Raw genomic sequence first — 13,324 nt, 5'->3', positions numbered from 1 at the left:
AATTGCACAGACTGCTTTTAGTCACAACATAGAATATTTTTGTTTTTTGCGCTGTCTACTTGACAGGGGGCGGGTCAGTTAATACCGTGTACTTGAATTTTGTTCCGATTATTTCGCTACTAATTTGTTATTTAATTCCTTGCCATTAATCTATTCATTCTCTAAAATATATTCATATTCATTATCTTCGCTCCAACGGCTGTCTATATCCTTAACAGACAGCGCATTGATCGAGCCGTCATCTCTGCCAACAGCCACGATCGCATATTTATTGCTATCTGAAATTTCATACATATATACATCGGCTAAAACATGTTCCTTGTCATTGTCAAGAGATTCGGCATACGGAGCGCCGAATTTTTCCTTAAAGCTCAGAAAATCTCTGCTGTTCCATGCGGTTATATCATTATATTTTACAATACTTTGAGGATTGATTATCCTGTAAATATCTATAACTTCGTACTTATTGCCCGTCTGAGCCACTATATAACTGCTGCTGTCGCCATAACCGGAAGCAACGCAGCAGTTATGGTCTGCAATTTCAATAGTATTGGCAGTATTACACTCGATATCACCGGACTCATAATCCAAAGTATTTATGGATATGTTATAAACGCCGACCAGATCTTCCCCATCATCATGCTTTTCATCGATGGGGCAAACTGCTATATATACCCCGTATTTTTGCTTATCCGTGATAATATAAAATGATCTGGAAAGAAAAGCACTGGTATAATTTTTTCCTGAAGAACTGGCGCTCACAGTATCCTTTTCATACTCTGTCGTGCGAATTATATCGCCTTCAAATCCATCAATCAGCGCTTGTATATCAGCGTCAATACCATCTGAATTTTTCAGACCGTTACACAGTAAGGATTTTACGCCGTCTTTATCCCCATCGTCTATGTATGTCAATAATTGATCTGCCGTATCTGCGTAGAACTGATCGTTGTATTTATACTCAACACCGTTTATGATAAGCTTTTCTTTAATGGCACAACTACTCAGAGATATCACCAATGCTAAGCTCGAAATAAGGCTGATGACTTTTTTCATTTATTATTTCTCCTTCCAGTCTAATGTTGCTATGTAAGTCTCATCTGAGAATGACCACCCTGCAGTTCCGTCAGTCGCATCTCTGAAAGCCTCATACATAATCTCGCCATTCTCCATCCTCAATATCCGGTTTTTAAGTATTCATACTTATCTTAAAAAAACGTACTTACTCTTATCAGCACTATCAAAACGTAAAATATATTCCGCTATTTTACTGCTTATTTTTTCAATTCCACACTTTTGATTGGAAATATAATTGATCATATATTTTATCGTGTCTAAAGCTATAAACCTATAGTTTTTCCAATCTTCCGTTAAAATTGCCGTCAGGTTCTGTTAAAGCCCAAACACTTCTACATTTTGTACACTTATAATAAAATTTTTTATGTCCATAACCATCATACTTATTAATGGAGTGTTTTTTACAAAGTTTCTTTGCTTTTTTTAATTCAGCAATATATTTTTTTAGATAACAAAAATCGGAAATATCGTTAAACGCATCAACTTCAGCTAGTACTTCACAAACACATGATATTTTTATTGATTTTATAATATTATTTTCTATAACAATTAAAGGAGAACCTTTCCAATCAAACCATATTGCATCATCTGCTATAAAATACAACCGTTTCTCACCCAAAAAGGTTTTGTTTGCTATAGTCATCAATTCTATTTTTTCATTAATTGTTGCTTTTTTATTTGGATACCACTCTATTTTATTAGCAAGCACCAAAAAATAATCTATTCCTATTTCTCCATGAAATGTTGCTATTTTATCATTATATTTTACATGAATTTTATCGCTACTTGCTTTGCCTACTGTTACAAATTCCATATGCATTTTCAATTATCACTTCTCCTTTAACCAATTGATGATGCTTCCATTTAATGAAAATAGACCTGATAAACCTGATATAAATTCAAAAGTTCTTGGAATGTTAATTAATAATTGATTGCTAGTTCCAAAATTAGCTAGCTTTGAAACACTTGTTACCATTGCTATAGCTAATACTGCTCCTATTACAATTGTTACTGTGATGAGAATCTCTTTCCAATGCTCCTTGCACCACTCGCAAGCGTTATCTACTTTTTCTTCCAACCAGCTTTTTTCAATATCCGGTTTTAAGTATTCATATTTATCATAAAAATCATTCTTGCTTTTATTGATAGCATCAGCCGCATTTTAGTCAATAGTCACAACATCGGAAATGTATTCACTAATATTTTCTTTCAATGACTCAAGTGATTTAATTTTGTCCTCTTGGGTCTGCGTTGATGATTTTATTGAGCTGATAACATCATCAACATCACATATGCTTTCATCTATGGAAAGCACTTTTGATTTCAGTGATTTCAAATCAGCATTATCATTAATAAAGGGTGATAATATTTTACGGCATATTCAGGATCATTTTTTATTATTGATGTAATGTTATTTTTTTATTGCTTTGCAATAATCATTTCCTAATTTATAGTATATAGCATTGACAAGGTGCAAAACCATTTTCAATAGTGCCATATGTTTTCTAAGTTCAATTATCTGTTTGCTTTTTATGTGTTTAGTGGTTCGCATCTTCTCATAGTTTAAACCTCGATACAGTATTTCAAATAATAAATATTCCATCTCACATTAATTGTTTTTCAAAAATGCATACCATTCTGCTCACCAACATACATCCGTTGTTGCCGTTGGATCATTTGTTACCACTTTATGCTCTTATTTAAAATCAAGTGTAACCCAAAATCTTTGTGCGATGTCGCCTTAATTAATAGGGTAAAGCCTATAATAATAGCCATTATCAGAATGTTTCTTTATACATTTAAATTCCGCTTCATTCTTTTCAAAACTTGCATATTTTACTTGCGTACTTTCGTTTTGTCCATATGGATAAATAATAAATTCTGGAATTTTATTTGTAAAATCATAATCTGAGACTTTGAAAAATTCTTCATAAGTAACATTGTTATTATTGAGGAAAATAATCCCATAATTTAAATCGAGATATGTATTATAATTTATATCAAATGCATCACATATATCTTTCGTTTGCGTTGACGGTCCATATACAATACACTTATCCCATTCAAAGCCAGTAAAATCAGACATATGTATAATAATCTCGGTATCATCATTACATTTTTTTATAATTTTATCCTTTAACGATTTTGAATGACGATAATTTATTATTGAAAAAATGCTCAGTATAACTCCCATACACAATACTCCAATCAAAATTACTTTAATATATTTCTTGACCAATTCAATCACCTTTTTTATTATAATATTTATTATCTGGTGGAAATCCGTTTTCATCAAGTGTTTGCAATATGATTAAATCATCTTTGTATCGTTCGTATGAAAGTCGTTCTTTTACAATCACATAATGTCCATCATCAGTTTCCTTCACAATATTTAATCCATTTGTATAATAGTAATCTAATACTTTTTTTGCTATATCTTTGGATTTACTATCAATTGATGTTATTTTTCCAATTTCCCGTCCAATAACATTGTTTAACAAATCAACTGCTTGATCAGCATCACTTAAAGTTTTAAACTTACGCGAGTATATATCTTTGATTTCATGAATAACGTTTTGATTTTTTTCATGAGCATTACCAGCTTGTAAGCCTATATTCTCTCCCCACTTATTTGTTATAATTGAAATCCAAAAAGTGTGTCGAAAAGCATTTACTTCTGATCCTTCTTGAGCATCATTATCTTCAAAACATTTGAATAAAAGTTAAAGCATAATTAAATATTTTATCACGATTGATTATTTCTAAGATTGATATTGATTATCATAAAGTTTTAAGTTTATATCAATCAGGAACTTCATCCCCATAAGACATACTGAATACCCGCAGCCAGTATGCGTCATCCCCTGAGTATTCTTTAACAGCATCTTCAATCAACTGATTTTGTAATTCTTTAACTATTAATCAGGTGATCCGCTTGGTAAATGCCTTTCTCCCACATGATTGCTTATCCAATCGATTGTTGCAACAGTAATGCAATATTTATTTCCGTTTTCCAGTTTGACAAAAACATCAATATTATCATTTTTTATGTTACAATTCTTCAACGGAGTTGAATATTCAATTGATATTACTTTCATAACATTATCTTCTATTAAACTTTTTAATCTTTCATCCAAGCTTCATCATAATTTGGATGTTCATTTAAGCATTTCAAATCAATTCCATAAGTATCATGCCCTAAATATGAGAACTCTTCTAATTTTGGTAAGTTTAGCACAAAGCTTATGTCTGTAATATTACAATAAGAAACATCTAAAGCTTTTAGATTATAAAGTTTATTTATAATTTCTTTATCAATTGAGTGTATATTCGTAGAATTTATATTGAGAGATACAATATTCTCCCAATTAACACTTTCATCATCCAGCTTGGTAAAATCAGCTCCTGAAATTGAAAGTGATTTCAATTCCGTTAATTCAGATAAATCCGGTAAGGTTTCAATTTGAACATCGTATAATTCCAACGATTTTAAATTCTTGAAGCTTCCCTCTGTTCCGAGCAAGTCAATATCGTCAATTTTAAAACGAGCACCCCCATAAGGATTTGATCTAATGCATAAGCTTGATAGACTTCTGATATCTGCCAGCTTTCTTATTGAACCAATAGGTGAATTTACAATATTAACAGAAGTTAATTTTTTTAGTTTAGTTAACTCTTCAAAAAAGTTCTGTGCATCTGAAGCGTCACTGATTCCGACAATAGTAATTGTTTCAAGATTCGTTAATTTGCTGAGCAAATCATAATCGTGTCCCAAAAGTGCAACATCAGAACCCGGATCACAAACCAACTCACGTATCTCATCATAATTCTGACTTGTTTGATTAATACAGTCGTTAATGGTTTTTCGTTTCCACTGTAAATCAGCTTCTGTTTCATTATCACTGTTTAAGAACCATATTCCGAAACCTATTACAATAGCCAAAAATATTATAAGAATACAAGTAATAATTATCATCGTAGAAAATATGGTTTTATGTTTCATTATAAACAAATCCCTCATTAAGTTAATCTTACAAAAATGTTATAAAGGCATCAATATGCTGTTTATATTTATCTGCTCTCTTCTTTTTTTCTCCTACAAGTTCACCATCAATATAAGCACCCAAAGTAGATTTAACATCGTAATTTATATTATTGCGAATTTGATCAATACCACCATTATTTAATATGAACTCCGATTTAGGATCGATTATGCCATCCATTACAGCCTTATTATATTCCTGTTGAACTTTCAGAAAATTACTGTTACTGTTCTCAAAGTTATACTGTATATTATTCGGATCAATATCAGATAAAAAATCCTGATCGTCATACCTTGTCGAAATAATATCTCCACTATAGGATATCATTCTATCAGTACTTCCATTAGCAAAATCCACAATGTCTAAATTATCGTTAAATTCAACATACTGTAATGCCTCGTGAACAAAATCTTTCATAACCTCCGAACCCAATTCATTTGCTCTCCTTTTAAACTCTTCAACAGTTGGAGAATTTTCCCCATTAAAAAGATTTCCCTCTTCTCGTGAGAATCCAAAATGTAATTCAATATTCTCATAATTAGAACCATGTTGCACATTTAGAGCAATTGCAAAATCAATAGCATCAGCCACATTTTAGTCAATAGTCACAACATCGGAAATGTATTCATTAATGTTATTCAAAAGATTCAATTTTTCTTAATGAATTTGTGGTAAAAATTAAATTTATATAATTGTTTCAAATTAACGTTTTAATTTTTTCAAACGTTTCTATACCCTTAAAATTATCAAAATGAAAATATAATCTATTTTCATTTGTTACCCATGTACAGATCATATAACATAGACCTTTTATAATAGCTGATTTTTGCGGATTGTTTGAGTACGGTTCACAATTATAAAGAAATTGTTGAAACGTAATATTTTCAAAAGGAAAATATATAACTATAGTTTCACATAAGCTTTTAAACAATAAATTGACAGATATATTAAAAAAGTCATTATTTGCTACAATAACAATATCGGTATTTTCGTTTTTAGTTATCAATGATGCATATGTTTGCTTAGAATTAGTAATAATTTTTGTTAATTCATCATTCTTGCAAATATCGCAAATTTCAAGAAAGAAAAAAGATGGTGCTAGCTTAATTATTTTTGTTAATAACTTTGTAGAAACATCACCATCTATAAATGCTTGTTTCACTTTTTTCTTTTGATCATTCTTTCTGCGTAACACCTATTACTCCTCCTAATATTGAAGTCAATCTAACATGTACATCACGTTTAGCGGGATCAAATATCCATTTCATGGATTTCATGAAATTAGGCATACTATTGTATAAATTATATGTAATATGCATATGAAAAAGTTGTTTTCCAGCCTCAAAATCCAATCTGAAAGTTTTTTCAATTTTAAATAATGTTCCACCAGAATTAGGGTTATTAAGTCCGTTTGGAGACCATATTTTTATTTTACCCAAAGTTTTACCTGAGAAATTATTTGGCTTGAATAATTGCAGTTGTTCACCGCCAAATATCAATGTACCGCTTCTAGAAAATTTTAATATTGCAGATATTGTCTGCGCACCACCAGCAAAAATTCCACCCCACATAAATCCACTAGCGAAACCATCTACAAATGATCTTAACACTTTTCCCAAAATCGTTTTAAAACTATCTCCACTGAAAATCGAAACTATCAGTGAACTCATCACACTAATCCCACCAGATATAAACCCTGCCATTGCAGCTGCCTTAAATCCTATACCAAGTGCTGCTAAAAATGAGCCACCTGTCAATACGGTTAAAACAGCACCAATAACAATACATATAGCACCTATAACCAACTCTTTCCCATGATTCTTGCACCACTCGCCGACTTTTTTTGCAACCGTCTTTGAATTTCTCCCAACCGCTTTTTTCACATTCGGGCTTCATGTAGTAGTACTCGTCGTAAAAATCGTCATTGCTCTCAATAATAGTCAGAGTTTATACAGTTGTATTTTACTACAACTCCTAATAGTATCTAAAAGCTGTGAAACTTTTTCTTGGTTTGTGGGCATTTTATCACCTCCGTAAATTGATATCAAATATGCCAATATTGATTAAAGATTCATTAATGGCATCATTATTTCCCAATATACTTCCATATCGGATACTTCAAGATTTTCTATGTCATCTTCCCCATTGAGGAATAGTGGTACTTTGTAACCCACACATTTATTGTGAGGCAAAACAAAATTGCCATTTGCCTCAAACCATTCATTGAAGAACTCAGACGCCAAGCAAGCGTCATGATATTGCGGTATCTCACTATCATGGAAATTCACAAAGTTTTCCCCAGTGTTAAGAATCTCTCCTGTACCTGGTTCAAATATCAAGACTATATCTCTTTGCGTATCCAGTGCAAAATTTCTGCCTAACCAATCATATCCGAATACCTGTATGCCATTTTTGAATTTAGGGAAAGCTCTCTTGAGTATCTCATTCCACTTTTTTACATCATTTTTGTTGTGTATACGATACAAACCATTCAAAAATGTTTCTCCGCCATAAATGTCCATAAATCCAGACATATCGGTCACATTATTTTTGTTTTCAACACCTACAAAATCATAAAATTTCTCAAACATCTCTTTTTACCACCTTATAAATTTTTTTGATCTACCATTTTAAAATTTCTTAAAACTGTCCCATAATCCAAATTTTTTATTAAATATGCTATCTGGCTTCCTAAACTTCGATTTACACTTTTATCTAATGGGTTCATATTATGGATATCATCTATTCCACCAAGTTGTAAATCAATAGTGTGATCGACATCTTGTGTCTTTAAAACTGAATTTTCTCCATACTCATTCTTGTATTTTTTTGAAGCGGATGTGCTACCACGTTCTGGAATCGTTTTTGCTGTATCAGCTTTAGATAACGCTTTACATTTTGCATCAGCTTCTGCTCGTTGCCCTGGTGTCCAATCCTCTTTATATGATAGCTCTGCATCATATGTGCCGTCATCATTTTTTATCAGCTTACAATTCGAATTATGAACCCAAACTCCATTTTCGCCAACATGATAAGTATGGAAATCCTCTACCTCAAAACTATAAACCTTTAATTTTCAGTCCATTCAATATTATCTGGCATTTCACGTTTATAAAAAAATTTTTTGGCTGCCTCGAAAGCTTTATCTACTGAGATAATTGAATCTCTTCTGATTTCAATCTCTTCTTCAGGCGTATTAGTATAAAAAATACAATAGTCATTTTTCTGATTTGTCTGGCAACCAACTGACTGAAAACCGAGTGACTCCTCGTCTGGAAAATAGGTGAGATTCGCCATTTCTTTGTTTACTAATACCACTAAGCAAGGATTCTCTTGAGTATTATTAGTAATCCAAAACTCGTTGACACCATCACCATATTTTTTTTGTAATATTTCTGAAAATTCAGAAATATTATTTGCATATTCAATTCCTCCAAAATGTTTTATTTTCATTTGATTACCTTATTCCTTTCTTATTTGATTTTCGGAACAGTGCTATTTCCAATGTATGTCTTTGGAACTGGGATAGCACGAACATTATTTGCAACCGAATTACTTGGAGGTACCACGGTTAATTTAGCGCCTTTTGGAAGTAGAGCTGGAACTTGTCTATCGCAGAATCCACAAGTTCCATTAGGGTTATTATGAAATACAGTTGCTTCATTTATACCATTTTCTCTCATGTATAAAGCAGCTTTTCCTTCAACATGACTTGCTGATTGTGCTTTATATTGAGGATATGAAGGTGTCGAACTATTTCCTGATTTAAAAGAAATTTGCTTTCCATCTGGAGTTACCATAACGCCCTCTGTTGTTTTTCCATCATATTTTGGAAGCACAGGCTTTTCTTGATTACAATTTGCATTATGTACAAGCAGTCTACACTTGCCAACATGATAAGTATGGAAATCCTCTACCTGAAAATTATACACCGTAACAGGCTCATCTATCAACTCGACATCAAAATTTTCAACCAAAAGAACATTTCCGTTTACATCAAGGAGTTTATCGCCAACAAGCAGCTTACCAGCCTCAACAAACCCTCTACATTGTACATAAAACGGGTGCGTTTCAGTTGAAGCAAGTACACTTACAGTTCAAATCGGTGTACCTGCAAAATCGTTGATAAAAATGTTCTGTAAATAGTAATTATATTATATTTTCAAAGGATTCTAAAGGTCCGTATAATGTATCTTCATAATACAATAGAACAATATTGTTATTTACAATAAGAAGCACATCTGAAGGATAACAAAAATCCGACCATTTTTCACAAAAAATAGATGCTGTAATGCTTATTGCTGAAGTATGATCATATAACAATGTTACTTTGTCTGAAATACTTTTTTCGAATAAACTCATTAATTTTTGTTGAGTTACTCTCTCCATTGATTCATCGCCCCAACCACAGTCACCTATGAAAACAGTCAGTTTATGATCAATCATCATTTGAACATATGAACTTTTTTGAAGTATTTCATTATCGCATATACTATTCCAAATTTCAACTGCTTTGTTTTCATTAACAACATTCATTTCTGATAGCTGCTTTGGAGAGAATAGCGCATAATTTTCGCTTGTATATCTCCAAGCATATTTAAATTCTTTTATATCCATATCTATTCCTCCCAAAATATATGTCCTGCAGAGCCATTATGTTTTCCCTTTGCCCAATCATGATAACAAATATGTGGCATGTTATATTCATTATCAATAGGGTGAATTTGATAATTAGATTTTGGTGCATTTGTTGCATATGTTTCTGCTTTAGGCAAATCAGGCATTGCTTCATTTATAAGTTGTTCCGCTTGCTGTCTATTTGAAGCAATATAATTGTTTCCTTTTTTTCTAGCAGATCTTAATTCTTTAACTGCTTGTTTCCAAGAAGGAGAGCCTGGTTTATCAACAATGGGAATTTTTTCTTCTCCCTTGGCGGTACGGACAGTCTTTGTTTTATATTCATTACTTGCATTATGCACCAACACGCCTAATCCGCCAGCATAATAAGTATGGAAATCCTCCACCTGAAAATTATACACCGTAACAGGCTTGCCTGTCAATTCGACATCAAAATTTTCAACCAAAAGAATGTTTTTGTTTGAGTCAAGCAATTCATCACCGATTGCAAGTTCTCCTGCTTTGATAAAGCCTTGATTTTTTACAAAGAACGGGTGGGTTTCAGTCGTTATGATCTCTTCGCTGTTGATCACCAAATGAATAAGCTTAGAATCTTCTCTTATGTAAGTTTCAACAACTGTTTTCTCAGCGATTTTTTCACACTATAGATTCCCTGTTAAGATTTATTATATCAGCTTTTGAACTTTCTAGTAAATTTTCAAATTCTTCGCAACCATAGTTATGAATAAATTCAAGTTCTTTTTCTGAAATAAAAAACGCTATATACATTTTTAAGTGATCTTCAATTTTTGAAAATTCTTCTGGTAAAACATATGATTCCGTAAAATAAATCGCTGTTTTATTATGCCTTTTTGAAAAATCTGCAATTATGTTATCTAGACCTTCAATTATTGTACCTCTGCCAAAATCCATTTGTTGTTGAAGAACATAAAATAAAGCATTCGCAAATACAACAGCACAATTATCATAATCATCATCTACTGGCATAATTACTTCACATGAATTATTAATTAAATTCGAATAATTTGACAGTCCCAAAGATGCGAATGTTAAACAATCTTTAAACGTTCTGTCAAATCCCAAAATTTGTATAACGTATTCGCCGCTTGTATATTTATCTACACCTATATATTTTCCTAAAAACAATTCATAATGGTCAAGTATACTTTCACCTAAACTCATTCAGCAAAATCTCCTTTCACTCCTTCAAATATATGTTTTATATTGCATTCATGACACTGAACTCTCAAATCTGAATTATAACAGTCTAAAACTTCTGTTCTTGTAGGAGTTGTTTCTAATGATTGTAATTTTACCTTTCTCTCAGCCCAAGTCTCTGGATAATGATCAAGGTCATAACCTATTCTATCAACCGGACCATTCTTGGTATTTATTGTTATTTTATCAGGTATTTCTTTTCCACAAGTTGGGCATTTCATTTTTCCGTTAGAGTTTCTTGGTGCCTCACTTTCTGCTTTTTGTCTTGCACTGCGTCTAAATGATCCCCTTGCATATAAATCACTTGCATTATGTACCAACACGCTAAAACCACTAACGTGATATGTATGAAAATCTTCTACCTGAAAATTATACACCTTGACAGGTTTGTCTGTCAACTCAACGTCAAAATTTTCAACTAAAAGAACATTTCCGTTTACATCAAGAAGTTCATCACCAACTATTAGTTCTCCTGCTTTGATAAAGCCTTGATTTTTTACATAAAACGGGTGGTCAACAGTTGTAACGATTTCTTCACCGTTCACAGTGAGATGAACAAGCGTTGTTACCTCTCTTATGTAGGTTTCAAGAACAGTTTTCGGAGAAGTTTCCATTGTTTCAGGGTCTGTTGAAATGACTTTATCTCCTGACTTTATCTTTTCTATGGCAAGCAAACTAACCGCCTTGGCATTACCTAAAAACTCACCTGCCGCTCCAAGTCCGCCAAAACCTAGTCATGCGATGTGTAGAACATCTTCTAATCTAATTTAATCTGAAATAGCAGGTGCTCTTTCCCTTGCCCTCTTTTTTTAGTTCTCCTGCGGCAACAAGTTTTCTTAGTGCACCTTCGATAGAACTGTCACTGAGAGTAGGACAGAGTTCCCTTATATCCTGCTTGTTAAATCGTCCTATTTTGCTTTTGCTTGCCATTCTGACCATCTCAAGTGCAGGCAGTTTTTCTTGAACAAGCGAGATACGCTCTTCAAAATCTTTATACGATGCAAGTATCGTGCCTAAAATGTACTTTATAAATGGCAAAGCATCCTCTTTGCCCTCGTGCCAGCCCGTCTGCGACTGACTCATAGCACTGTAATACAGATCTTTGTTCTTAGAGATCTTTGCCTCGAGCGATATATATTTGCCAATGTAAAAGCCATTCTGATACAGCAGAAGAGTGGTAAGCAGACGGCTCATTCTTCCGTTGCCGTCATTAAAAGGGTGTATACAGAGAAAATCGTGGATAAATATAGTGATAATTATAAGCGGCTCAACCTCCAAATTACCGATAACACGATTGTACTCTTCACATATCCTGTCAAGTGCCTCAGATGTTTCATATGGTGCGAGCGGAGTAAACAGTATTTCTGTATGTCCATCGGGGTAAGCCGCACTGATATAATTCTGCACGCTTTTTGTTCTGCCAGCAAGCGGATTGTTCATATGACTATAAAGCATTTTGTGAATCTGCAGAATATAGTTCTGAGTTATCGGAATAGCGTCAAAGCTTTCGTGTATAACGTTCAGCACGTCTCTATACCCTGCGATCTCCTGCTCGTCACGATTTCGAGGAGTAGTCTTTTCTTCGACCAACTGTTTGATCCTCGTGCTTGTTGTTACGATACCCTCTATCGCATTTGAAGCTTCGGTACTTTGAATTTTTGCTATCTCAACAAGCTTCTCCATCTCTTGCGGACGCTGTTTCAGATACTGTTCCTGTTTTCCAGCCTCTTTGTATATGGCCGCTATAAGTCCGAGAATACCAGAATCCCACTTTTGTTCTTTAAAAGCAGAGTAATTAAAACTTCTCATTTCCTTACCTCCATTATTTTCCCTTAAACTATATCATAAAATAAGGGAAATGTCAATAGAATAAGCAAATTTGTCCTTAATATTATGTGTGAAATAATGGAATATATCCAACAGTATCCCTCTACTGTATAAAAGAGCCGATTTCTCGACTCTTATGGTATCTATAGCATTGGGGAGCATATTCGTAATTTTATATCATAAATTGTTCCACACATTTCTTGTTTTGGTTATGAAAAAAAGCACCTATCAGTGATAGATGCTAATGGAATTTGATAAATTTATATGGCTATTTCAACTTCTATGTTGATAAATGTAAACTTTTTCAGAAAACATGTTGTAATATATGACAATTTGGGATAAGGCTGTAGACAAATGGGGCGATTGGCAAGCTGCACAGCATATAGCTAAGAAATATGATGATGACGGGTATCTTTGCAAGAAGGAATAGCATAAACAAAAATAAGGCGCTGTAAAAAAAGCGCAACAAAGCCCGTGGATTTCCTCGATATGGAAGCCCACGGGTTTTAATATATCACACA

17 protein-coding genes and 3 pseudogenes are annotated in these 13,324 nt (G+C 33.0%); all 20 read right to left on the bottom strand.

From position 1 onward, the window contains the following. Nucleotides 1-150: 150 nt before the first annotated feature. The 20 genes and pseudogenes from AB5123_RS12625 to AB5123_RS12530 all read right to left on the bottom strand — a co-directional run bounded on the left by AB5123_RS12625 (nt 151) and on the right by AB5123_RS12530 (nt 12,785). Entirely contained in the window at nt 151-1,056 is a 906-nt protein-coding gene (locus AB5123_RS12625; protein ID WP_337812638.1) for a DUF5104 domain-containing protein, read from the bottom strand. A gap of 292 nt (nt 1,057-1,348) precedes the next feature. Continuing rightward, nucleotides 1,349-1,903, bottom strand: a complete 555-nt coding sequence (locus AB5123_RS12620) for a hypothetical protein (protein WP_337812639.1) — start codon at nt 1,901-1,903, stop codon at nt 1,349-1,351. 3 nt (nt 1,904-1,906) lie between these two features. Next, the gene (locus tag AB5123_RS12615; protein WP_195249917.1) at nt 1,907-2,155 is read right to left on the bottom strand and encodes a hypothetical protein; all 249 of its coding nucleotides are present in this window, start codon (nt 2,153-2,155) and stop codon (nt 1,907-1,909) included. A gap of 84 nt (nt 2,156-2,239) precedes the next feature. Beyond that, nucleotides 2,240-2,413, bottom strand: a complete 174-nt coding sequence (locus tag AB5123_RS12610) for a hypothetical protein (protein WP_181983850.1) — start codon at nt 2,411-2,413, stop codon at nt 2,240-2,242. Nucleotides 2,414-2,818: 405 nt separating this feature from the next. Next, nucleotides 2,819-3,271, bottom strand: a complete 453-nt coding sequence (locus AB5123_RS12605) for a hypothetical protein (RefSeq protein ID WP_347512795.1) — start codon at nt 3,269-3,271, stop codon at nt 2,819-2,821. Nucleotides 3,272-3,317: 46 nt separating this feature from the next. After that, a complete protein-coding gene (locus AB5123_RS12600) occupies nt 3,318-3,578 on the bottom strand; it encodes a hypothetical protein (protein WP_347504237.1) in 261 nt (86 codons plus the stop codon). Nucleotides 3,579-3,995: 417 nt separating this feature from the next. Beyond that, complete coding sequence (locus AB5123_RS12595; protein WP_368364898.1) at nt 3,996-4,175, bottom strand: hypothetical protein; 180 nt, start codon at nt 4,173-4,175, stop codon at nt 3,996-3,998. 23 nt (nt 4,176-4,198) lie between these two features. Continuing rightward, complete coding sequence (locus AB5123_RS12590; RefSeq protein ID WP_330019018.1) at nt 4,199-5,080, bottom strand: hypothetical protein; 882 nt, start codon at nt 5,078-5,080, stop codon at nt 4,199-4,201. 28 nt (nt 5,081-5,108) lie between these two features. Continuing rightward, nucleotides 5,109-5,711, bottom strand: coding sequence for a hypothetical protein (locus AB5123_RS12585; protein WP_330019017.1), 603 nt, complete (start codon nt 5,709-5,711; stop codon nt 5,109-5,111). Between the two features lie 106 nt (nt 5,712-5,817). After that, nucleotides 5,818-6,315, bottom strand: coding sequence for a hypothetical protein (locus AB5123_RS12580; protein WP_038671389.1), 498 nt, complete (start codon nt 6,313-6,315; stop codon nt 5,818-5,820). Next, entirely contained in the window at nt 6,296-7,003 is a 708-nt protein-coding gene (locus tag AB5123_RS12575) for a hypothetical protein (RefSeq protein WP_337812471.1), read from the bottom strand. The genes AB5123_RS12580 and AB5123_RS12575 overlap by 20 nt, the downstream gene beginning before the upstream one ends. A gap of 180 nt (nt 7,004-7,183) precedes the next feature. Beyond that, the gene (locus AB5123_RS12570; RefSeq protein WP_302839470.1) at nt 7,184-7,711 is read right to left on the bottom strand and encodes a T6SS immunity protein Tdi1 domain-containing protein; all 528 of its coding nucleotides are present in this window, start codon (nt 7,709-7,711) and stop codon (nt 7,184-7,186) included. Nucleotides 7,712-7,725: 14 nt separating this feature from the next. Next, nucleotides 7,726-8,181, bottom strand: a pseudogene (locus AB5123_RS12565) (hypothetical protein); the annotation flags it as partial. Nucleotides 8,182-8,189: 8 nt separating this feature from the next. Next, complete coding sequence (locus AB5123_RS12560; protein ID WP_117859650.1) at nt 8,190-8,573, bottom strand: Imm1 family immunity protein; 384 nt, start codon at nt 8,571-8,573, stop codon at nt 8,190-8,192. Between the two features lie 20 nt (nt 8,574-8,593). Further along, nucleotides 8,594-9,208: pseudogene (locus AB5123_RS12555) on the bottom strand (polymorphic toxin-type HINT domain-containing protein); the annotation flags it as partial. A gap of 61 nt (nt 9,209-9,269) precedes the next feature. Then, nucleotides 9,270-9,737 carry a hypothetical protein gene (locus tag AB5123_RS12550; protein ID WP_117925367.1) on the bottom strand — a complete coding sequence of 156 codons (468 nt, stop codon included), beginning with the start codon at nt 9,735-9,737 and terminating at the stop codon, nt 9,270-9,272. A 2-nt stretch (nt 9,738-9,739) separates the two neighbouring features. Continuing rightward, a complete protein-coding gene (locus tag AB5123_RS12545; protein ID WP_368364899.1) occupies nt 9,740-10,390 on the bottom strand; it encodes a polymorphic toxin-type HINT domain-containing protein in 651 nt (216 codons plus the stop codon). A 4-nt stretch (nt 10,391-10,394) separates the two neighbouring features. Then, complete coding sequence (locus AB5123_RS12540; protein ID WP_117865552.1) at nt 10,395-10,940, bottom strand: suppressor of fused domain protein; 546 nt, start codon at nt 10,938-10,940, stop codon at nt 10,395-10,397. Continuing rightward, a pseudogene (locus AB5123_RS12535) lies at nt 10,937-11,650 on the bottom strand (polymorphic toxin-type HINT domain-containing protein); the annotation flags it as partial. The gene AB5123_RS12540 and the pseudogene AB5123_RS12535, both read right to left, overlap by 4 nt. An 88-nt stretch (nt 11,651-11,738) precedes the next feature. Further along, on the bottom strand, nt 11,739-12,785 hold the full coding sequence (locus AB5123_RS12530; RefSeq protein ID WP_337811926.1) for a Fic family protein: 1,047 nt from the start codon (nt 12,783-12,785) through the stop codon (nt 11,739-11,741). Nucleotides 12,786-13,324: the final 539 nt, after the last annotated feature.

This window comes from Ruminococcus sp. RTP21204st1_B2_RTP21204_210225 (genome assembly GCF_040914135.1).
In the GTDB taxonomy this organism is placed as follows: Bacteria; Bacillota; Clostridia; order Oscillospirales; family Ruminococcaceae; genus Hominimerdicola; species Hominimerdicola aceti.
This window is presented reverse-complemented; position numbering and strand designations above follow the sequence as displayed.

Bases quoted from the DNA above. Each gene is read 5' to 3' on its own strand.
- AB5123_RS12560 (WP_117859650.1), bottom strand. From the start codon at position 8,573: ATGAAAATAAAACATTTTGGAGGAATTGAATATGCAAATAATATTTCT.
- AB5123_RS12605 (WP_347512795.1), bottom strand. From the start codon at position 3,271: ATGGGAGTTATACTGAGCATTTTTTCAATAATAAATTATCGTCATTCA.
- AB5123_RS12625 (WP_337812638.1), bottom strand. From the start codon at position 1,056: ATGAAAAAAGTCATCAGCCTTATTTCGAGCTTAGCATTGGTGATATCT.
- AB5123_RS12595 (WP_368364898.1), bottom strand. From the start codon at position 4,175: ATGAAAGTAATATCAATTGAATATTCAACTCCGTTGAAGAATTGTAAC.
- AB5123_RS12540 (WP_117865552.1), bottom strand. From the start codon at position 10,940: ATGAGTTTAGGTGAAAGTATACTTGACCATTATGAATTGTTTTTAGGA.
- AB5123_RS12550 (WP_117925367.1), bottom strand. From the start codon at position 9,737: ATGGATATAAAAGAATTTAAATATGCTTGGAGATATACAAGCGAAAAT.
- AB5123_RS12570 (WP_302839470.1), bottom strand. From the start codon at position 7,711: ATGTTTGAGAAATTTTATGATTTTGTAGGTGTTGAAAACAAAAATAAT.
- AB5123_RS12530 (WP_337811926.1), bottom strand. From the start codon at position 12,785: ATGAGAAGTTTTAATTACTCTGCTTTTAAAGAACAAAAGTGGGATTCT.
- AB5123_RS12590 (WP_330019018.1), bottom strand. From the start codon at position 5,080: ATGAAACATAAAACCATATTTTCTACGATGATAATTATTACTTGTATT.